Genomic DNA, 18,621 nt, shown 5'->3' with positions numbered 1-18,621 from the left:
AATCAGGCCGGCTCTGTCGTCGTGAGGCTTGCCTGGTGCCGCGCGTGTGGCGCGCAGACTCTTGGTGGTTGCGGCTGCGTGGCCTGCTGGGGCGGCAGGCATTGGCCGCCGATGGTAGCGAGGCGCTATGGCTGTCGCCGTGCAACTCGGTGCATACGTTCTGGATGGGTTACCCGTTGGACCTGCTGTTCCTTGGCCGCGACAACAAGGTACTGGGCTGGCGTGAAAGCGTGCGACCCTGGCGCGCCTGTGCGTTCAAGGGCGCGCACGCCACCATCGAACTCCATGCCGGCGGCCTGTCGCGGATCGAACCGGTAAAAGGGGAGGTGCTGCAATGGCAAGCCATAGACGCTTGACGTCCACGTTTCGCGGCCACGCGCACGGTATGCCGCTACATCAGCGAGGGCAGTCGCTGCTGGAGTTCGTGATCGTGGTACCGGCCTTCATTTTCCTGTTGCTGGGGGCATTCCAGTTTCTGCTGATCTATCGAGCCAAGGCCACGCTGGATTATGCGGCGCTGGAAGCCGCACGCAGCGGCGCGGTCAACAGGGCGGAAATATCCGAGATTCGACAGGGTCTGATCCGCGGGTTGACGCCGTTGTACGTGCATTCGCCGAGTGTGGGCGGCGTAGCCGAGGGTCGCTTGAAGGCAGAAGCCGACGTCCGCCTCTTCTCCGACATCGACATCATCAGCCCCAGCCGGGCCGCTTGGCAGGAGTTCGCCGAGGTCCAGTACAACGGAAAGCGTGCACTGCCCAACGACAATCTCGCCTATCGCAGCGCCGCCGTCGGCAGCAGCGGGGTCAACGTGCAGGACGCCAACATTCTCAAAATCCGCGTGCGCTATTGCTATCCGATGATCGTCCCGTTTGTCGATCGCGTGATCAAGGGCGCTTCCGACCTGATCACCACCGGCGGAACCTGGCGCGAAAGCCTGCGTTGCTCGGTGGGCGGCCACAGCCGGATCCGGCTCGAATCCTATGCGCTGGTGCGCATGCAATCTCCGATTTATGACCGCTCCAAGTTGCGTTGAACCCTGGCACCGCATCCTGCGGGTTGCCGGGGCGTTCGCGCTGTCCTGTGCGTCGATGGTTACCGGCGTCGCCGTGGCCGACGACACCGGTACGCCAGTCCAGGATGTCACCCTGTACGCGCTCGCCACCGGCATCGGGCCGGTGCGGGGCACCGGTGCGGCAATGCCGCTCACCATCCGCCTGCATGGCACCCGGGTGCGGATCGACTTCGACGGCCCGCGTGGCGAGGACGGTTATCTGCTGAGCCACGGCGACTCACGTGCCTGGTTGGTGAACGAGCGGGCCGATGTGGCGTTGCCGATTCACAGCACTGCGCGGACGATGTTCCGGGCCGATCCGACCGCGCCATGCGCCCAGATTGGTGCGCGATGCGAACCCGGCCAGCATGAGGTGATCGCCGGACAGCTGGTACAGGCCTGGCGCTATCGCGACGCCGACGGTCGCGGTCCCGACGGGACCGAGAGCGGCACGTTGTGGGTGGAACCCCGTAGCGGCCTGGTGCTTGCCTTCCGCGGGCGCGTAGCCGGCCGCGACCAGGTGAAGGAGTTGCGGGTCACGTCAATGTCGCGCGACGCGCTGGATGCTTCCCTGTTCGACCTGCCACGAACCCTTGAGCAGGTTTATCCGCGTGCGCCGGAGCCGGCGTCGACAGAAGCGCGCCCGGATTGACCGTGGACCGCATAGCTCAACACCCAAGGACCGTACCGACATGATCGTCAGAACTTCCCGCTTACCGCACACTTTCATAGCACTGGCTGTCGTTTCGGTGCTCGCCGCTTGCGGGGGCGAGCCGTCGGGTGATGCGCCGGCTGACGCACAACTACGGTCAGATGCGCAGCAAGCACCCGTGGTCGACCTGGCTTCGGACAAGGCATCGGAATACGACGAGGCGCCCGCTGCCAGCGCCGGATTCGATATCGCCTCCGTGCCGGTGTCCGAGCAGCCGCTGGGCGACTTCCCCTACCTGTCGCTACCGTCGGAACTGACAGCGCGCGACCAAAGGACGCTCGAGTTCGACCGCTTCCCATTCTGGGTGGGCGATCGCATGGTCTGGGTCGAAGGCAAGGTCTTTTCGGCGGGATTTGCCGGCAAGGACGACCAGCAATACTCGCCATACGGCGTGCATCGAAACGTCGAATCGGTGGTAGCCGCCGCCGGTGGCCGGAAGGTTGCCAATGGGCAGATCCCCTCCGCAATGACCGACACGTACCAGGAGGATGACATCGCTGTACGGTACGTCGATGGCCTGGGCGACCTCTACAACAATCCAACGTCCACCTATCTAATCCGTCGCCCCGACCGTGACATCTGGGTGCATCTGTCGACCAATAATTACTCTGGCGGTTGGGTTATCGCGGAGACCAAGCCGTTCGTTGCCTCCGCCCAACTGCTTCCGGCCAGCGAGCTGAAACAGACGCTCGACAGCGCCGGCAAGGTCGCGCTCCAGGTCAACTTCGCGACCGACAAGGCCGAGATCCTGCCCGACTCCAAGCCGCAGATCGAACAGGTGGTGGCGCTGCTGAAGGACGATCCGGAGTTGAAGCTGTCGGTCAACGGCCACACCGACAACACTGGAGACGCCACCCATAACCAGCAACTGTCGGAAGCGCGTGCGGCGGCGGTGGTCGCGGCGCTGACGGGAGGCGGCATCGACGGTTCGCGACTTCAGGCGAAGGGGTTCGGGCAGGCCGAACCGGTGGCCGACAATTCGACCGAAGAAGGCAAGGCCCGCAACCGTCGGGTCGAGCTGGTCCAGTTGTAGCGCCATGACCGCTGCGTTACGGTCGCCCGATCCGCTTTCCACAAGGAAGTTCCCCATGAACATTTCCCGCAACGCCATCGCCCCGATCCTTGGACTCGCGCTCGCCGCGGCCCTGGTCGCCTGCAGCCCGTCCGATACCGATTCCGCCACGGCTGATCCTGGCATGGCCGACACGGTGGCGGAGCCGTCGATGCCGGAAAACGAGGCCGCGACCGAAGCAGCCGAAGCCACGGCCGCCCCGGTGGACCTCCCGACCGGCCCGCTGGTGGACCAGCTTCGCGGCATGGTCAACATGAGCACGGGGCTCCTGGCTTTGGGCGAGGCCTGTGCGCCGGGCAGCACCGACGACACCGCTGTCCGCGATGCCGTCCGCAAGTTGCCGATGCGGCAGCATCTGGGCCTGAGCGATGCCCAGGTCGATGCGCTGTTCGAGGCCGAGTACGCCAGGCACAAGCAGAAGCTGGATGCGATGTCCGATGCGGAGATCGCCGCATCGTGCAAGGAAATCGAAGACGCGACCGCGGCGGCGGCCGCGCAGATGCAGGGCAAGTAGGCCGGTTCCAGAGTTCCCGGGCTCCCGGGCTTCCCGTGATGGCGCTCGCGGCGCGCAAGTCCGCGGCGCCATCCCGGCATCGGCCGGCGGCCGGCCGCACCGGCGCCGCGTCGTCGCGCCGCCGTTATCCGGCTTGCGGCAGGCCGAAGAACGCCCGCGCGGTCGCGGTGCTGTTGGCCGCGGTCACCGCGACATCCTCGCCACGATCACGCGCGAGTTCCTCGACGATATGCGCCAGGTACATCGGCTCGTTGCGCCGGTGTGACGGCGCCGGCTTGACCGTGCGCGGCAGCAGGTAGGGCGCGTCGGTCTCGATCATCAGCCGGTTGGCGGGGATGTTCTTGACCAGTTCGCGCAGGTGCAGGCCGCGGCGCTCGTCGCACAGCCAGCCGGTGATGCCGATGTGCCAGTCCTGGTCGAGGTAGTCGAACAGCTCCTCGCGGCTGCCGGTGAAGCAGTGCACCACGGCCGGGCCAAGCCGGCCGTCGAATTCGCGCATGACCGACATGAAGTCGGCATGGGCGTCGCGCTGGTGCAGGAACAGCGGCTTGCCCACGCCATCGACGGCGAGGTCGGCGGCGATCTGCAGCTGCATCCCGAATGCGCGGCGTTGCGCCGGTCGCGGCGAGAAGTCGCGGAAGTAGTCGAGTCCGCATTCGCCGACGGCGACCACCTCCGCGTGCGCATGCAGTGCGCGCATCTCGGCGTCGCATTCGGCGGTGTATTCGCTGGCGTGGTGCGGGTGCACGCCGGCGGTGGCGAAAAGTTCGCCAGGATGCGATTGCGCCAGTCGCAGCGCCTGTGGCGAATGCTCGCGGCTGGCGCCGGTCACCACCATCTGCGCGATGCCGGCATCGCGCGCGCGCTGCATCACCGCGTCGCGGTCGTGGTCGAAGGAGTCGTGGGTGAGGTTGGCGCCGATGTCGATCAATTCCATCGGGACAGTTTAGGTGGCAGGGGCGCGGTGCGTGTATGGGGTGCCCGCCCCGGCCGTTCGCCAATCCCTCCGTTGTAGGAGCGACTTGAGTCGCGACGCCCTGAGCGCGGCAGATGGCGAGGCGTTCGCGACTTACGTCGCTCCTACACAACGCAGCTTCTACTCCTTGGGAGAACGCGCATGGACGGACGGAATGTCACCGGAACGGTGCCCCAGGCCGGCAGCCCGCCTATCCTTCCACGGTGAACCGCCCGACCTTCCCCATCGACGAACTGCTGCCGCGGATCCGCGACAGCCTCGCCACCCATCCGCGGCTCGTGCTCGAGGCGCCGCCCGGTGCCGGCAAGACCACCCAGGTGCCGCCGGCGCTGCTGGACGCGCCTTGGCTCGGCGACCGTCGGATCCTGATGCTGGAGCCGCGCCGGGTTGCCGCGCGCGCGGCGGCGCGGTTCATGGCGTCGCAGCGGAGCGAGGCGGTCGGGCAGACGGTCGGCTATCGCATCCGTTTCGACAACCAGGTGTCTGCTTCCACCCGGATCGAAGTCGTCACCGAAGGCATCCTGACCCGCATGATCCAGGACGATCCGACCCTGGATGGGGTCGGCGCGATCGTGTTCGACGAGTTCCACGAACGCCACCTCGCCGCCGACCTCGGCCTGGCGCTCGCGCTCGACGTGCAGGCGGCGTTGCGCGACGACCTGCGGATCGTGGTGATGTCGGCGACGCTGGATGGCGAGCGCCTCGCGCAGTTCCTCGACGCGCCGCGACTCGGCAGCGGCGGCCGTAGCCATCCGGTCGACATCGGCCACTTCCCGGCGCGTCGCGACGAGGCGCTGGAACACCAGGTCCGCCGCGCGGTCGAGCATGCGCTGGCCGGACACCCCGGCGATGTACTGGTGTTCCTGCCGGGACGGCGCGAGATCGCGCGTGCACAACAGGCGCTTGTGCAGTTGCCCGGCGACGTCGACCTGCTCGCCCTGCATGGCGACCTGCCGGTCGAGGAACAATCGCGCGTGTTGCAGCCCGGGCCCGACGGTCGCCGCCGGGTGGTGCTCGCGACCAACGTCGCCGAATCCAGCGTGACCCTGCCCGGCGTGCGCGTGGTGATCGACAGCGGCCTTGCACGCGAGCCGCGCTACGACCCCAACAGCGGCTTCGGCCGGCTCGACGTGGTCGCCATCGCGCAGGCCTCGGCCGACCAGCGTGCCGGTCGCGCCGGCCGCGTTGCCGACGGCTGGGCCTACCGGCTGTGGCCGCAGTCGCAACGGCTGGAGCCGCAGCGCCGGCCGGAGATCGCGCAGGTCGAACTGGCCGGCCTCGCGCTCGAACTCGCGGCCTGGGGCGACGCCGACCTGCGCTTCCCCGACGCGCCACCAACGGGCGCGATGGCCGCCGCGCGCGAACTGCTCGAACGACTCGGCGCGCTCGACCGCGGCGCGATCACCGCCGCCGGCCGGCGCATGCTCGCGCTCGGCACCCACCCGCGACTGGCCGCGATGCTGCTTGCGCCCGACGATTCCGCCCCCGCAGAACGCGCACTGGCCTGCGACCTCGCCGCGTTGATCGAAGCCCGCGACCCGTTGCGCTCGCGCAGCGATGCACTGGTCGAACGCTGGCAGGCGCTCGCCGCGTTCCGCGCCGGTCGGGTCCCCGCCGATGCCTCGCGCGGCGCACTGGCCGCGATCGACCAGGCGGCCCGGCAATGGCGACGCCGCCTGCGCCTGGATGCGGTGCCTCCCGTCGATGCCGCCGCGCACCAACTCGGCGACCTGCTCGCACACGCCTACCCGGACCGCATCGCCCGCCAGCACCCGGCCGATCCGCGCCGCTACCAGCTCGCCAACGGCCGCAGCGCGCGGCTGTTCGACGACAGCGCAGTGTTTGGCGAACCGTGGCTGCTGGTCACCGAACTGCGTTCCGCGCAGGGCGCACGCAACGACTCGACCGTGCTGCGCGCCGCACCGCTCGACCCGGCCCGGCTCGAGCGCGACTGGCCGCACCGCTTCACCACCGAAGACCGCGTGCTGTGGGACGCGGACCGCCAGCGGATCCACGCCGTGCGCGAGCGCCGCTTTGACCAGATCGTGCTGGAGCGCAAGCCGATCGCCGCGCCCGACCGGTCGCGCCACGCCGAAGCGCTGGTCGACGCGGTGCGCCAGCTCGGCCTCGATGCGTTGCCGTGGAGCGAGTCGCTGCGGCAATGGCGCGCGCGGCTGCGCTGCCTCCGCGCATGGTGTCCGGAACTCGGGTTGCCGGACCTCTCCGATACCGCGCTGCTGGATCGGCTCGAACACTGGCTGCAGCCATCGCTGGCCGGCAAGTCGCGGCTCGACGCGCTGTCGCAGGCCGAGCTGTCGGACGCGCTCAGGAACACCGTCGACTGGTCACTGCGGCAACGCATCGATGCGCTCGCCCCGACCCGCATCGCGGTGCCATCGGGGCTGGAGCGGCCGGTCACCTACGCCTTCGACGACGCCACCGACGCGCCGCTGGCACCGGTGCTCGCGGTCAAGCTGCAGGAACTGTTCGGCCTGGCCGACACCCCGCGCATCGCCGATGGCCGGGTGCCGCTGACCCTGCACCTGCTGTCGCCCGGCGGCCGGCCGCTGCAGGTCACCGGCGACCTGCGCGGGTTCTGGGAACGCACTTATCCGGAAGTGTGCAAGGAGATGAAGGGCCGCTACCCCAAGCACCCCTGGCCCGACGACCCGTGGACCGCCAAGGCCACCCACCGGGCCAAGCCGCGCGGCACCTGAGCGATTGCCGCGCGGCGTTCAGCTGCGAGCCGACCGCAGTGCGCCGGACTCACGCGGTTTCAACGATGCCTTGCAGAAACTGGCTGCATTCGCCCGTACCCCACAAGGCATCCCGATGAGCAGATTCGACTCCTACCCCGACCGCGCGCTGGAACTGGCCGACCGCGTCGGCGACAGCATCAGGCATCTGGTGCCATCCAACGCCGGCCGCTGGCTGGAAACCGGCGCCAAGCTCGGTGCATTGAAGGGTGGCGCGCGCATCGCCGGTTCGTTCGTGCGCCGCAACCCGGCGATCGTGGTCGCCACCGCGGCCGGTGCGGGCCTGTTGTGGTACGCCGCGCGACGCAAGCAGCGGCAGGCCGCGAGCGCGCCGATCGAAGGCAAGGCCAAGCGGGTCGAGGCACGTCGCGCGTCGGCGGCCGAGCGCCCGCGCAAGACCACCGCGCGCAAGCGCACTGCGACTAAAACACCGAGTTCCGAATAACCGCTGCGTCCGCGACGCGGCTCGCCGCTCAGGCCGGATCGGCCGGGTCACACTCCGCCTGCGGCCCCGCCTCGGGCAATTCGATCACGAAGCACGCCCCGCCACCCTCGCGGTCCTCGTACCAGAGCTGGCCGCCCGCGTTGGCGACGATCTGCTTGGCCAGTGACAGCCCGAGCCCACTCGACACGCCGTCCTCGGGTTGCTGCAGGCGGGTGAACGGCTTGAACAGCTCGCGTTGCTGCGACGGCGGGATGCCCGGGCCGCGATCGGCCGCGACCAGCTGCCAGTACCCCGGCGCGCCGGGTCGACCGGCCAGCAGCAACTCGCCGCCGGGCGCGTACTTCATCGCATTGGTCACCAGGTTCTCGCCAAGCTGGCGCAGTACCCGCTCGTCGATCGCCACGTGCGCGGCGTCCTGCGGCAGCGCCAGCCGCAAGCGGCCGCCGCGCGCTTCGAGCTGCATCTCGTAGCGTTGCGCCAGCCACTGCATGACCTCGCCGAGGTCGGCGCACGCCGCTTCGCCGGGTTCGCGCATCGCGCCGGCGCGGCTTTCCAGGTAGTGGCGGATGTAGCCCAGCGCATCGTCGGCGCTCTCGTGGATCATCTGCAGGTAGCGCGGCACGCGCTCGGGCCGGCAACCGTCGTTGCGCAGGATGTCGGCGGCGAACAGCACGCTCGACAGCGGGTTCTTCAGGTCATGCGCGACCAGGTTGACCAGCTCCTCGCGCTCGCGGGCGACGCGCTCCAGCCGGTCGCGGGTGAGCTTGAGCCCGATGTGCGCGTTGACCCGGGCCAGCAGCTCCTCCGGCAGGAATGGTTTGGTCACGTAATCGACCACGCCGGCATCGAACGCGCGCAGCAACAGGTCACGGTCGTGCGCCGCGGTGACGAATACCACCGGGATGTTCAGCGGCGGCTCCTGCTCGCGCAGCACGGCCAGCACCTCGAAACCGTCCATCCCCGGCATCATCATGTCGAGCAGGATCATGTCCGGCACCGCATCGGCGTAGCACGCCAGCGCATCCGGACCGCTGGCCGCGGTGATGACGTCGTAGCCCTCGCGGGTCAGCAGCGCGCTGACGACACGCAGGTTGGCCGCCTGGTCGTCGACGACCAGGATGCGGCCCAGGGCGGTATCGGTTGAGCTCATCGGGTCTCGCACAGTTTCGGCGGTCGTCGGGAGCGCCGGGATGAATCTGAATGCGCGATTGAAACTACCAGAGTCGCTGCGCTTTCGTGCGGACCCCGTGGAAGGTGTCTGAACGGTTCACATAATCATCACGCCGCGCGCCGGGCCGTCCGGCCAACCGGCGTCAGCGTGACTGCCACTCGCCGGGTGGCAGCCCGTCCAGCCGTTGTCCGCCGATCCCGACCCGCACCAGCCGCAGCGTCGGCAACCCGACCGCCGCGGTCATGCGCCGGACCTGGCGGTTGCGGCCCTCGCTGATTTCGATCTGCAGCCAGGCGTCCGGCACGGTCTTGCGGAAGCGCACCGGCGGATTACGTGGCCACAGCGAGGGCGGCTCGATCAGCGTCGCCGCGGCCGGCCGGGTAAGGCCGTCGCGCAGCTCGACTCCGCGGCGCAACGCGTCCAGCTGTTGCGGTTGCGGCGCGCCCTCGACCTGCACCCAGTAGGTCTTGGGCTGCTTGTGGCGCGGATCGGTCAACCGATGGGCGAGGCCGCCGTCGTCGGTCAGCAACAGCAGGCCTTCGCTGTCGTGGTCGAGCCGGCCGGCCGCATACACCCCCGGCGGCAGCCCGAAGCCGGCCAGCGTCGGCCGCGGTGGGTCGCTGCGATCGGTGAACTGGCACAGCACGCCATAGGGTTTGTTGAAGGCGATCAGCAAGGTCGTGAAACAGGAGTGGGAGTAGGTCCGGATGTAGGAGCGACGTAAGTCGCGAATTCACCGATGCCCCGGCGATCAGGGTGCGCGCGAACATTCCGATACGCGGGTGCCGTTCGCGCACGGTGGTCGACCAACGCAGGCGGATGCGGTGGCGTTCGCGACTTACGTCGCTCCTACATCCAGCATCCGGGCTGTGTGGTGCAAGCCGGTGTCCGGTTCGCGGGGCGCCGGTCGACGTCCCGCGAACAGGCGTTCCGATCGCCGCCTTATTCCGGCTTGCGGAAGCGCAGCGTCATCCGGTCGCTCTCGCCGATGGCCTGGTACTTCGCGTCGTCGGCGTCGTCGTGGTTGTTGCCCGGCGGCAGCGTCCAGACGCCGTTGGGGTGGTCCTTGGTGTCGCGCGGGTTGGCGTTGATCTCGCTGGTCTCCTCCAGCACGAAGCCGGCGGCCTCGGCCAGCGCGATCACCTGGTCCTGGCCGACGTAGCCGCTGTCGTCGTCGGCGGCGACATCGGCCGCCGCGCGGTGCTCGACCACGCCGAGGGTGCCGCCCGGCTTCAGGACCGCGAAGAAGCCATCGAACATGCCCTGCGCCTGTCCGGACTCGCGCCAGTTGTGGACGTTGCGGAAGGTCATCACCAGGTCGGCCGAGCCGGCCGGGCCGAACACCGGTGCGGCCGGGTCGTAGGCGACCACTTCGGCGGCGTCGAACTGCGCGGGCGCGGCGGCGAACTTCTTTTCCAGCCGGTCGCGGCTGCGTTGCTGGTAGTCGCGCCCGCTGCCTTCGGGCAGCGCACCCGGGTCGACCACGGCGGCGACGTAATGGCCGCCGTCGCGAAGGTAGGGGGCGAAGATCTCGGCGTACCAGCCGCCGCCGGGGGTGATCTCGACCACGGTCTGGTCCGCCTGCAGGCCGAAGAACGCCAGCGTTTCGGCCGGGTGGCGGTAGCGGTCGCGGGCGACGTTGGCGGGGTCGCGCCAGTCGCCGGCGATCGCGGCCTGCAGCGCGGTGGCGGCCGCGTCGGGCGTGGCGGCGGGTTCCGGCGTCTCGACCGCGGCGGCGGTGTCGTTGGCGACCGGCGGCGGATTGCCGTTGCAGGCGGCGAGCGCGATGGGCAGGAGGGCGACGAGCAGCACACGGTTCATGGCGGGTCCTTGGATGGCCGGGGCCTTGGGAACGAGGGCGCCAGCGTATCGCAGAGTCGGCGGCGCGGTTCAGTCGCGCGCGGCGGTGTCCGCCGCCGCGTCGCGGTGCGCGCGCACCTCGGCATGGAGCCAGTCGCGGAACGCGAGCAGCCCGGGATGCCCGGCCGAGCGCGGCGGATAGGCGAGGTAATGGTTGAAGTCGCTGGGCAGCCGCGCATCGCTGAGCACCACCAGCTGGCCGCTCTCGATCAACACCCGCGAACGCACCATCCGTCCGAGCGCCACGCCCATGCCGTCGACCGCGGCGCGGTGCAGCGATTCCAGGTCATCGAGGTAGGCGACGTACCGCTCCGGCTCCGGGCCACCGTGGGCGCTGAACCAGCGGGTCCAATGCCATTTGCCGCGTTCGCCGAGCAATGGCCAGCGGTGCAGTTCGGTCGGCGGCAGGCCCAGCCGGTCGATCAGTGCCGGGCTGGCGACCGGCGCCAGCGACTCGTCCAGCAGGTGTTCGGCATGGACCCCGGGCCAGTCGCCCGCGCCCATCCGCAACGCCGCATCGATGTCGTGGTCGCGGTCGAAATCGACCAGCCGCTCCGACGACAGCAGGTTGAGTTCCAGTTGCGGATGCGCGGCGAGGAAGCGCCCGAGCCGCGGCACCAGCCAGCCCGAGGCCATGCTCGGCATCACGCTGATCGTCAACACCTCGCCGTTGCGCGGGCCGGGCGGCCGCAGGGCCTGTTCCAGCGCGTCGAGGTGCGGGTCGGTCTCGGCCAGCAGCCGCCGGCCCTCGTCGGTCAGCACGACGCCGCGCGGGCCGCGGTCGAACAGCCGCCGGCCGAGGTGCTCCTCCAGCGCGCGGATCTGGTGGCTCAGCGCGCTGACGGTGAGGTGCATCGACTCGGCCGCGCGGGTCAGGTTGCCGCTGCGCGCGGCCGCGGCGAAGCCCTGCAGGGTGTTCAGCGGGAGTCGGGCCATGCCATGCGGGCTCCAGTCGAGGGTTGAAATGGATTCAAGCCAGGCTTGCGAAATCGTCGCTTTTTCAAGGCAGATCATGCGCCTAGCCTTTGCAGCGTTCAATAAAGACAGGCGCTGCCTGCCAACTGGGAGCGAACCATGAATATCTACAAGGGCCTGATGTTCCTCGATGGATTCCGGGTCTTGCCCGAAGACGCCGATGACGTGGCGGTCGCGGCCGCGTCGGCTGCGGCGCGGCCATCCCGCCGTCCGCAGGACCGTGCGCCGGTGCGGTCCGGCTGGCGGCGCGCGGCGCATGCGCTTGCGGCGTTCGCCGGCGTGGTGCCCGTCGATCCGCGCGTCGGCTGCCGCTGAGCCGCCACCGCATGCACCCGGAGGCCCGGTTCGCCGGGCCTTTTTTCATGCGGCGTGCGAGGGGCACTTGACAGGCGCCAAGTGTATCGATGTAGTAATACACATGGACGCAACCCTGCTGCATATCCAACCCGCCGCCGCGCAGCCGATCTACCGGCAGATCGCCGAGCAGATCCGCCGCCTCGTCGCCGGTGGCCAACTCGCCGCCGGCACCACGCTGCCGTCGGTGCGCGACGTCGCCGCCGCCCACGCGATCAACCCGATGACCGTCTCCAAGGCCTACAGCCAGCTGGAGGCCGAAGGCGTGCTCGAACGCCAGCGCGGCAAGGGCATGGCGGTGGCCTCCGGGGCCGCCGCGCCGCCGTCGCCGCAGCAGCGCTGGGACCTGCTCGAACCCGCCCTCGATGCGCTCGCCCGCCACGCGCGCGAACTCGAACTTCCGCCGGACGAACTGCTCGCCCGGCTCCGCCTACGGATGGAGGAACCCGCATGAACACCGTTGCCGAGACCGCTGTACCCGCCCACCCTGTCGCCGCGCCGCCGCTGGACCTGTCGCGGCTGGGCATGGACCCGCCGATCGCCGTCACCGGCATCGACAAGCGCTACGACGGCCAGACCGTGCTCGCCGGAGCCTCGCTGCAGCTCGAACCGGGCGCGGTGCTCGGCCTGATCGGCCGCAACGGCGCCGGCAAGTCGACCCTGATCCGGGTCCTGCTCGGTCTGGTCGAGCCCGACGCCGGCGAAGCGCGCATCTGGGGCCGGCCGGCGCTCGCGCTCGACGACGGCGCCAAGGCGCGCCTGGGCTACGTGCCGCAGCAACCCGAGGCGCTGCCGTGGCTCAAGGTCGGCGACATGCTGGACTTCGTCGGCCGCTTCTACCCGAGCTGGGATGCCGGCTTCGTCGCCGCCACGCTGGCGCGCTGGAACCTGCCGTCCAACAAGGTGCTGGCCAAGCTGTCGCCGGGCGAGCGGCAGCGCGTGGCGATCATCCGCGCGCTGGCGCCGCGGCCGGAACTGCTGGTGCTCGACGAGCCCGCCGCCGCACTCGACCCGGTCGCCCGCCGCGAACTGCTGCGCGAGATCGCCCAGCGCGCCGGCGAGTCCGGCACCAGCGTGCTGTTCTCGACCCACATCGTCTCGGACCTGGAGCGCGCCGCCTCGCACGTCGCCTTCATGCACGAGGGCCGGGTGGTGCTGCAGACCGAACTCGACACGCTGAAGGAGCGCCACCGACGCCTGCGCGTGCCGGCGTCGGCCGCCAGCCAGCTGGTCGGAAGGGTGCCCGGCGAGGTCGCCCGCCGCACGCTGCCCGACGGCGCGCTGTCGCTGGTGGTCGTGCGTGACGAGGACGCCGCCTGGCCGGCACTGGTGACGGCGCCGGGCGTGCACGCCGACGTGCTGTCGCTGGAGGACCTGTTCGTCGAGGTGGCCGAGTGAACGCCCGCGCCCATCCGTATGAAACCGACAGCATCGGCTGGCGCATGCGCCACGCCGGGGCGCTGCTGGGCAACAGCGCGAGCCGCTCGATGCGCGTGCTGGCGATCGCGCTTGCGTTGATCTTCGGGGGACTGGGCTGGCTGGCACTGGCCACCATCGACAAACCCGAACGGCTGTCAGTGGCGCTGTTCCTGTCGGGGCTGGCGGTCGCCGCGCTGTGGGGCCTGTGGTTCTCGCGGCTGCTGCTGCTGCACATCGAAGCCCACCAGTCGCGCATGCCCGGGGTCGGCATGGCGATTGCCGGCACCGTCTCGCTCGCCTTCATCGCGACGGTGCTGCTGCCGTCGCTGCTGCTCGCCTCCGGAGGGGTCAACCCCGGTGTCGCGGTGTGCGCGATGACGCTGGCCGCAGGCGTCGGGGTGCTGACGGCCACGCTGCCCCGGATCGCCTACATGGCACTGTGCCTCGCGCCACTTGGCGTGGGCCTGCTGCATGGTTTGTTCGTGCGCGTGGTGCCGGCCGGCGCGGTGACACTGCCGGCGCTGCAGATGCAGCACGTCGTCTGGCTGGTCGGGCCGGTGCTCGCGCTGGCGGGCTGGCGCTGGTTCGCCATTGTGCGGCGCCCGCCCGCCGACACGACCTCGGTCTGGTGGCAGCCGGCGCTGGTCGCCAACCCGCGCACCGGTGGCGGCTTCGACTGGTTGTCGGGCGATGCCTCCAGCGCGCAACTGCCGGACTGGATGTGGCCGGCCGGCCAGACCGCCGGCGCCGGCCCGGACCGCCCGGTGCGTGCGATGCGTGCACTGATGGGTACGCCATTCGCGCCGCTGTCGGGCGCACAGATCGTGGTCCAGCTCGGCATCGGCGCGCTGGTCGTGGCCTACCTGCTGATGAACACGACCGGCGAGAACGCCAATCCCGGCACCCTCGTCGGCGGCGCGATCGGCGGCATCGCGGTGATGGTGGTGATGTACGCGCAGCGCCTGGAGGCGATGTACAGCAAGCCGGGCGGCGAGCTCGACGAACTCGCGCTGCTGCCCGGTCTGGGCGAAGTCCCGGAGCGCCGCGCCACCCTGCTGTCGGCCGTGACCCGCGCGCCGGCCATCGCGATGGCCCTGATGCTGGTGGTCCTGGTCGGCCTCGGGCTGATGACCGGCGTGGCGCCGCGGATGATGGGGTTGATGGCGATGGCCGGCGTTGGCGTCGCGCTGACCACCGCGCTGGCCTGCCTTCGCCCGGTCGCCGGCCTGCGCATGAACGGCTGGCGCATGCTGGTGCTGGCCGGACCGATGCTGCTGCTGGCGATGGGCACCATTCTGTATGCCGCCATGGCCAAGGGCATCGGCGCCACCCCACTGGTGCTCGCGCTTGCATGGGTGCTGGCGTACGGATTGCTGGGCGCGGCGATCGCCTCGGCCTGGCGCCGCCTGCATGCGCGGCCGCATCCGCTGCTGGTCGGATGACCGACTGAGCGGCGGGCAGCGCCGCGCGCGGCCGGGCCGTACCATGGCCCGGTCCGCGCATGAGGGAGGGGACGCCGATGCTGCACAGGATTCTCAAGGCACTGCTGCTGGTCGCGGTCGGCGCCGTCGTCGGGGCCTGCGGCCATGCCGCCTGGTCCGGGCGCGACACGCCGCCGGTCGAGCCGTCCCCCGCCGTCCCCATGCCACCGGCCACCCCCGCCGAAGACACGCCCGCCATCCAGCCGGTCAACTTCGCCTACCGCTACCTCGACACCGGCGACCCGGCGCTGGCACCCACCGCCCGCCGCGTGCGCGAACAGGACCTGCTGCGCAAGCTGCCCGAGGTGGAATGGCTCGACGGCCTGCTGCTGCTGCCGGCGACGATCACCTACGTCGCCAAGGCCTGCGGCGAGGCCGATGCGTTCTACCTGCCCGACAGGCACGAAGTGGTGCTCTGCTACGAAATGCTGCACGCGCTCTACGGACAGGGCGAACACCTGGCCGAAACCGGCGGCGAAGGCTTCGACTTCGGCGACAGCACGCCCGGGCAGATCGCCATCCGCTACGTCCTCGCCAACGTGCGCTTCATCGTCGCGCACGAGACCGGCCACGCCCTGATCGACCTGCTCGACCTGCCGGTGACCGGCCGCCAGGAAGACGCCGTCGACCAGTTCGCGACCTCGCTGATGCAGTACATCGGCAGCGACAGCGAGTCGCCCAAGCAGATCGCCGACAACCTGCGCATGGCCTCGCTGTGGTTCTTGTCGCGCGTGGACACCGAATTCTCGCTGGACGCCTACGCCGACGCCCACTCGCTCAACCTGCAGCGCTACTTCAACCTGCAGTGCCTGCTGTACGGCTCCGACCCCGAGCGCTTCGCCGACATCGTCGCGCGCGGCGACCTGCCCGAATCACGCGCCCGCACCTGCCCCGCCGAAGCCAGCCGCGCCAGCAACGCCTGGATGCGGCTGCTGCTGCCGCACCTCGCGCCGGCCTACAGGATGGACCAGACCGAAGCGCAGGCGTGGTTGCAGGAGCGGCAGGATTTCCGGCCGCGGGAAAGGGAGCGGGTGGAGGCGGTGGAACTGGGGGAGGTGTTGGCGCCGGAGGCTGGGCCGGAAGCGGAGCCAGAGGCGGATCAGGCGTCGAAGCGACTGCATGGGAACGGGCAGGACATGGAGCCGGTGGAGATAGGGGAGCGGATCGAGGAAGCGGGGCGGGCGGCGCCATAGCTCCGGAACGCGAGCGGGCTGGCGCGTGCGTCGTGCGATCGCGACTCACGTCGCTCCTACAACAACGAACAGGCGACCGCACACGCTCCCCATGTAGGAGCGACGTAAGTCGCGACCGAGCAGACACCCCAAACGCAACGCACCCCCGTTCCGCAACCTCACCACCCCGACACGCCCCTCCCGCCGACAATCAACCCACCGCCCGCGGGGCCACTCGCCAAAAAGAAAACCCGGGCATCGCAAGCGACCCCGGGCTTCCTGTTCTGGTACGAGCGCCGCAAGCCGCGACCGCGCAACATCGCGCAAACGCGGCCGCACGCCAACGCCGGCTACACCCCCGCCAACGCCGCGTTCAACGTCGCACTCGGCCGCATCGCCGCGCCCACCTTCGCCAGGTCCGGGTGGTAATACCCGCCCATCTCCACCGGCTTGCCCTGCGCCGCAATCAGCTCGCCGACGATTTTCTCCTCGTTCTCCGTCAACGCCTTTGCCAACGGCGCGAACTTCGCCTTCAGTTCCGCATCGTCGTCCTGCGCCGCCAGCGCCTGCGCCCAGTACATCGCCAGGTAGAAATGGCTGCCGCGGTTGTCAATCCCGCCGAGCTTGCGCGACGGCGACTTGTTGTTGTCGAGGAACGCGCCGTTGGCCTTGTCCAGCGCCTCCGCCAGCGCCCGCGCCTTGGCATTGCCGGTGGTCTCGGCGACATGGTCGAGCGACGCCGCCAGCGCGAGGAACTCGCCGAGCGAATCCCAGCGCAGGTAATCCTCGGCCTCGAACTGCTGCACGTGCTTGGGCGCGCTGCCGCCGGCGCCGGTCTCGAACAGCCCGCCGCCGGCCATCAGCGGCACCACCGACAGCATCTTGGCCGAGGTGCCCAGCTCCATGATCGGGAACAGGTCGGTCAGGTAGTCGCGCAGCACGTTGCCGGTCACCGAGATGGTGTCCAGCGCACGTCGCGCGCGCGACAGCGACACCCGCATCGCCTCCTCGGGCGCCATGATCTGGATGTCCAGGCCCTTGGTGTCGTGGTCCTTCAGGTAATGCTCGACCTTGGCGATCAGCTGCGCATCGTGCGCGCGCTGCGGGTCCAGCCAGAACACCGCCGGCGTACCGCTGATGCGCGCGCGGCTGACCGCCAGCTTCACCCAGTCCTGTACCGGCAGGTCGCGGGTCTGGCACATGCGCCAGATGTCGCCGGCCTGGACCGCGTGCTGCAGCAGCACCTTGCCGGCAGCATCGACCACGCGGATGGTGCCGTCGCGCGGCGCGCGGAAGGTCTTGTCGTGGCTGCCGTACTCCTCGGCCTTCTGCGCCATCAGGCCGACGTTGGGCACGCTGCCCATGATCGCCGGGTCGAACGCGCCGCGCGCCTTGCAGTCGTCGATGACCACCTGGTAGATGCCGGCATAGCAGCGGTCGGGGATGATCGCCTTGGCGTCCTGCAGCTCGCCCTTCGCGTTCCACATCTTGCCGCTGTCACGGATCATCGCCGGCATCGACGCGTCGACGATCACGTCGCTCGGCACGTGCAGGTTGGTGATGCCCTTGTCGGAGTTGACCATCGCCAGCGCCGGGCGCTCGCCGTACAGCGCATCGATGTCGGCCTTGATCGACGCCTGCAGGTCCGCCGGCAGCGACGACAGCCGCGCGTACAGATCACCGATACCGTTGCTCGAATCGAAACCGGCCTCCATCAGTTCGCGGTCGTACTTGGCCAGCACCGGCGCGTAGAAGCGGTTGACCGCGACGCCGAAGATGATCGGGTCGGACACCTTCATCATCGTCGCCTTCAGGTGCAGCGAGAACAGCACGCCCTTGGCCTTGGCATCGTCGATCTGCGCATCGATGAACTGCGCCAGCCGGCGCGTGTCCATCACCGATGCGTCGATCACCTCGCGGTCGAGCAGCGAGGTCTTCTCCTTCAGCACCGTGGTCACGCCATCGGCGCCGACGAGCTCGATGCGCACGTCGGTCGCGTTGTCGACCATCACCGACTTTTCGCTGCCGTAGAAGTCGCCACCGTCCATGTGCGCCACGTGCGACTGCGAATCCGCCGACCACGCACCCATCCGGTGGGGGTGCTTGCGCGCGTAGTTCTTGACCGACAACGGCGCGCGGCGGTCCGAGTTGCCCTCGCGCAGCACCGGGTTGACCGCGCTGCCCTTGACCCGGTCATAGCGCGCCTTGGCGTCGCGCTCGGCGTCGGTCTTGGGCTCGTCGACGTAGTCCGGCAGCGGGTAACCCTGCGCCTGCAGCTCCTTGATCGCCGCCTTGAGCTGTGGCACCGAGGCCGAGATGTTGGGCAGCTTGATGATGTTGGCTTCCGGCGTGGTGGCCAGCTTGCCGAGTTCGGCCAGGTGGTCGCCGACCTGCTTGTCGGCCGGCAGCACGTCCGGGAACTGCGCCAGGATCCGCCCCGCCAGCGAGATGTCGCGCGTCTCCACCGCGATACCGGCGCTCTCGACGAAGGCCTCGACGATCGGCAGCAGCGACTGCGTGGCCAGGAACGGGGCTTCGTCGGTGAGGGTGTAGATGATCACCGGGGGCTGGGACTGGGGGGTGTCGGACATGGGGGCGGCTCGCTTGCGAACTGGGAGCCGGTGATTGTCGCGTTTTGGGGGAGGTGGGGCAAAAAACCGTTG

Annotated in this window: 18 protein-coding genes; 12 read left to right on the top strand and 6 right to left on the bottom strand. The window is 69.8% G+C overall.

Annotation, left to right across the window (positions count from 1 at the left end; all coding sequences use genetic code 11):
- Positions 1-44: 44 nt before the first annotated feature.
- The 5 genes from ACT9AS_RS00845 to ACT9AS_RS00825 all read left to right on the top strand — a co-directional run bounded on the left by ACT9AS_RS00845 (position 45) and on the right by ACT9AS_RS00825 (position 3,349).
- Positions 45-356 (top strand): DUF192 domain-containing protein, encoded by a 312-nt coding sequence (locus tag ACT9AS_RS00845; RefSeq protein ID WP_445098222.1) that lies wholly within the window; start codon positions 45-47, stop codon positions 354-356.
- Entirely contained in the window at positions 353-1,033 is a 681-nt protein-coding gene (locus tag ACT9AS_RS00840; RefSeq protein ID WP_445098221.1) for a TadE/TadG family type IV pilus assembly protein, read from the top strand. The genes ACT9AS_RS00845 and ACT9AS_RS00840 overlap by 4 nt, the downstream gene beginning before the upstream one ends.
- Positions 1,034-1,106: 73 nt before the next feature.
- The gene (locus ACT9AS_RS00835; RefSeq protein WP_445098220.1) at positions 1,107-1,703 is read left to right on the top strand and encodes a hypothetical protein; all 597 of its coding nucleotides are present in this window, start codon (positions 1,107-1,109) and stop codon (positions 1,701-1,703) included.
- Between the two features lie 40 nt (positions 1,704-1,743).
- Complete coding sequence (locus ACT9AS_RS00830) at positions 1,744-2,796, top strand: OmpA family protein (protein ID WP_445098219.1); 1,053 nt, start codon at positions 1,744-1,746, stop codon at positions 2,794-2,796.
- A gap of 4 nt (positions 2,797-2,800) precedes the next feature.
- The gene (locus ACT9AS_RS00825) at positions 2,801-3,349 is read left to right on the top strand and encodes a hypothetical protein (protein WP_445098218.1); all 549 of its coding nucleotides are present in this window, start codon (positions 2,801-2,803) and stop codon (positions 3,347-3,349) included.
- 124 nt (positions 3,350-3,473) lie between these two features.
- On the opposite strand, the gene ACT9AS_RS00820 is transcribed toward ACT9AS_RS00825, so the two are convergent.
- Positions 3,474-4,286 carry a TatD family hydrolase gene (locus ACT9AS_RS00820; RefSeq protein ID WP_445098217.1) on the bottom strand — a complete coding sequence of 271 codons (813 nt, stop codon included), beginning with the start codon at positions 4,284-4,286 and terminating at the stop codon, positions 3,474-3,476.
- Between the two features lie 242 nt (positions 4,287-4,528).
- Between ACT9AS_RS00820 and hrpB the strand changes: the two genes are divergently transcribed.
- Both hrpB and ACT9AS_RS00810 read left to right on the top strand, forming a co-directional pair.
- Positions 4,529-7,042: an ATP-dependent helicase HrpB gene (gene hrpB / locus ACT9AS_RS00815; RefSeq protein WP_445098216.1), complete on the top strand. Its 2,514-nt coding sequence runs from the start codon at positions 4,529-4,531 to the stop codon at positions 7,040-7,042.
- A gap of 115 nt (positions 7,043-7,157) precedes the next feature.
- On the top strand, positions 7,158-7,526 hold the full coding sequence (locus ACT9AS_RS00810) for a hypothetical protein (protein ID WP_445098215.1): 369 nt from the start codon (positions 7,158-7,160) through the stop codon (positions 7,524-7,526).
- Between the two features lie 28 nt (positions 7,527-7,554).
- Here ACT9AS_RS00810 and ACT9AS_RS00805 read toward each other — a convergent pair whose 3' ends face one another.
- The 4 genes from ACT9AS_RS00805 to ACT9AS_RS00790 all read right to left on the bottom strand — a co-directional run bounded on the left by ACT9AS_RS00805 (position 7,555) and on the right by ACT9AS_RS00790 (position 11,493).
- Positions 7,555-8,676 (bottom strand): response regulator, encoded by a 1,122-nt coding sequence (locus ACT9AS_RS00805; protein ID WP_445098214.1) that lies wholly within the window; start codon positions 8,674-8,676, stop codon positions 7,555-7,557.
- Between the two features lie 163 nt (positions 8,677-8,839).
- The gene (locus ACT9AS_RS00800; RefSeq protein ID WP_445098213.1) at positions 8,840-9,373 is read right to left on the bottom strand and encodes a pseudouridine synthase; all 534 of its coding nucleotides are present in this window, start codon (positions 9,371-9,373) and stop codon (positions 8,840-8,842) included.
- A 266-nt stretch (positions 9,374-9,639) separates the two neighbouring features.
- On the bottom strand, positions 9,640-10,518 hold the full coding sequence (locus tag ACT9AS_RS00795) for a class I SAM-dependent methyltransferase (RefSeq protein ID WP_445098212.1): 879 nt from the start codon (positions 10,516-10,518) through the stop codon (positions 9,640-9,642).
- 69 nt (positions 10,519-10,587) lie between these two features.
- Positions 10,588-11,493: a LysR substrate-binding domain-containing protein gene (locus tag ACT9AS_RS00790; protein WP_445098211.1), complete on the bottom strand. Its 906-nt coding sequence runs from the start codon at positions 11,491-11,493 to the stop codon at positions 10,588-10,590.
- A gap of 138 nt (positions 11,494-11,631) precedes the next feature.
- On the opposite strand from ACT9AS_RS00790, the gene ACT9AS_RS00785 reads away from it, so the two are divergent.
- From ACT9AS_RS00785 to ACT9AS_RS00765, 5 genes are all read left to right on the top strand, one after another.
- Positions 11,632-11,847 (top strand): hypothetical protein, encoded by a 216-nt coding sequence (locus ACT9AS_RS00785; protein WP_445098210.1) that lies wholly within the window; start codon positions 11,632-11,634, stop codon positions 11,845-11,847.
- 103 nt (positions 11,848-11,950) lie between these two features.
- Positions 11,951-12,340: a GntR family transcriptional regulator gene (locus ACT9AS_RS00780; RefSeq protein ID WP_445098209.1), complete on the top strand. Its 390-nt coding sequence runs from the start codon at positions 11,951-11,953 to the stop codon at positions 12,338-12,340.
- The gene (locus tag ACT9AS_RS00775; protein ID WP_445098208.1) at positions 12,337-13,284 is read left to right on the top strand and encodes an ATP-binding cassette domain-containing protein; all 948 of its coding nucleotides are present in this window, start codon (positions 12,337-12,339) and stop codon (positions 13,282-13,284) included. The genes ACT9AS_RS00780 and ACT9AS_RS00775 overlap by 4 nt, the downstream gene beginning before the upstream one ends.
- Positions 13,281-14,747 carry a hypothetical protein gene (locus ACT9AS_RS00770; protein WP_445098207.1) on the top strand — a complete coding sequence of 489 codons (1,467 nt, stop codon included), beginning with the start codon at positions 13,281-13,283 and terminating at the stop codon, positions 14,745-14,747. Before ACT9AS_RS00775 ends, ACT9AS_RS00770 begins: the two co-directional genes overlap by 4 nt.
- Positions 14,748-14,824: 77 nt before the next feature.
- Complete coding sequence (locus tag ACT9AS_RS00765; protein WP_445098206.1) at positions 14,825-15,979, top strand: DUF4344 domain-containing metallopeptidase; 1,155 nt, start codon at positions 14,825-14,827, stop codon at positions 15,977-15,979.
- A 329-nt stretch (positions 15,980-16,308) separates the two neighbouring features.
- Here the strand turns inward: ACT9AS_RS00765 and ACT9AS_RS00760 are convergent, their stop codons facing one another.
- A complete protein-coding gene (locus ACT9AS_RS00760; RefSeq protein WP_445098205.1) occupies positions 16,309-18,549 on the bottom strand; it encodes an NADP-dependent isocitrate dehydrogenase in 2,241 nt (746 codons plus the stop codon).
- Positions 18,550-18,621: the final 72 nt, after the last annotated feature.

This window comes from Lysobacter sp. F60174L2, assembly GCF_052547135.1.
This window is presented reverse-complemented; position numbering and strand designations above follow the sequence as displayed.

Excerpts from the sequence above, each read along its gene's own strand:
- ACT9AS_RS00830 (WP_445098219.1), top strand. The coding sequence starts at position 1,744 with ATGATCGTCAGAACTTCCCGCTTACCGCACACTTTCATAGCACTGGCT.
- ACT9AS_RS00825 (WP_445098218.1), top strand. The coding sequence starts at position 2,801 with ATGACCGCTGCGTTACGGTCGCCCGATCCGCTTTCCACAAGGAAGTTC.
- ACT9AS_RS00820 (WP_445098217.1), bottom strand. The coding sequence starts at position 4,286 with ATGGAATTGATCGACATCGGCGCCAACCTCACCCACGACTCCTTCGAC.
- ACT9AS_RS00810 (WP_445098215.1), top strand. The coding sequence starts at position 7,158 with ATGAGCAGATTCGACTCCTACCCCGACCGCGCGCTGGAACTGGCCGAC.
- ACT9AS_RS00805 (WP_445098214.1), bottom strand. The coding sequence starts at position 8,676 with ATGAGCTCAACCGATACCGCCCTGGGCCGCATCCTGGTCGTCGACGAC.
- ACT9AS_RS00795 (WP_445098212.1), bottom strand. The coding sequence starts at position 10,518 with ATGAACCGTGTGCTGCTCGTCGCCCTCCTGCCCATCGCGCTCGCCGCC.
- ACT9AS_RS00790 (WP_445098211.1), bottom strand. The coding sequence starts at position 11,493 with ATGGCCCGACTCCCGCTGAACACCCTGCAGGGCTTCGCCGCGGCCGCG.
- ACT9AS_RS00785 (WP_445098210.1), top strand. The coding sequence starts at position 11,632 with ATGAATATCTACAAGGGCCTGATGTTCCTCGATGGATTCCGGGTCTTG.
- ACT9AS_RS00780 (WP_445098209.1), top strand. The coding sequence starts at position 11,951 with ATGGACGCAACCCTGCTGCATATCCAACCCGCCGCCGCGCAGCCGATC.
- ACT9AS_RS00775 (WP_445098208.1), top strand. The coding sequence starts at position 12,337 with ATGAACACCGTTGCCGAGACCGCTGTACCCGCCCACCCTGTCGCCGCG.
- ACT9AS_RS00765 (WP_445098206.1), top strand. The coding sequence starts at position 14,825 with ATGCTGCACAGGATTCTCAAGGCACTGCTGCTGGTCGCGGTCGGCGCC.
- ACT9AS_RS00760 (WP_445098205.1), bottom strand. The coding sequence starts at position 18,549 with ATGTCCGACACCCCCCAGTCCCAGCCCCCGGTGATCATCTACACCCTC.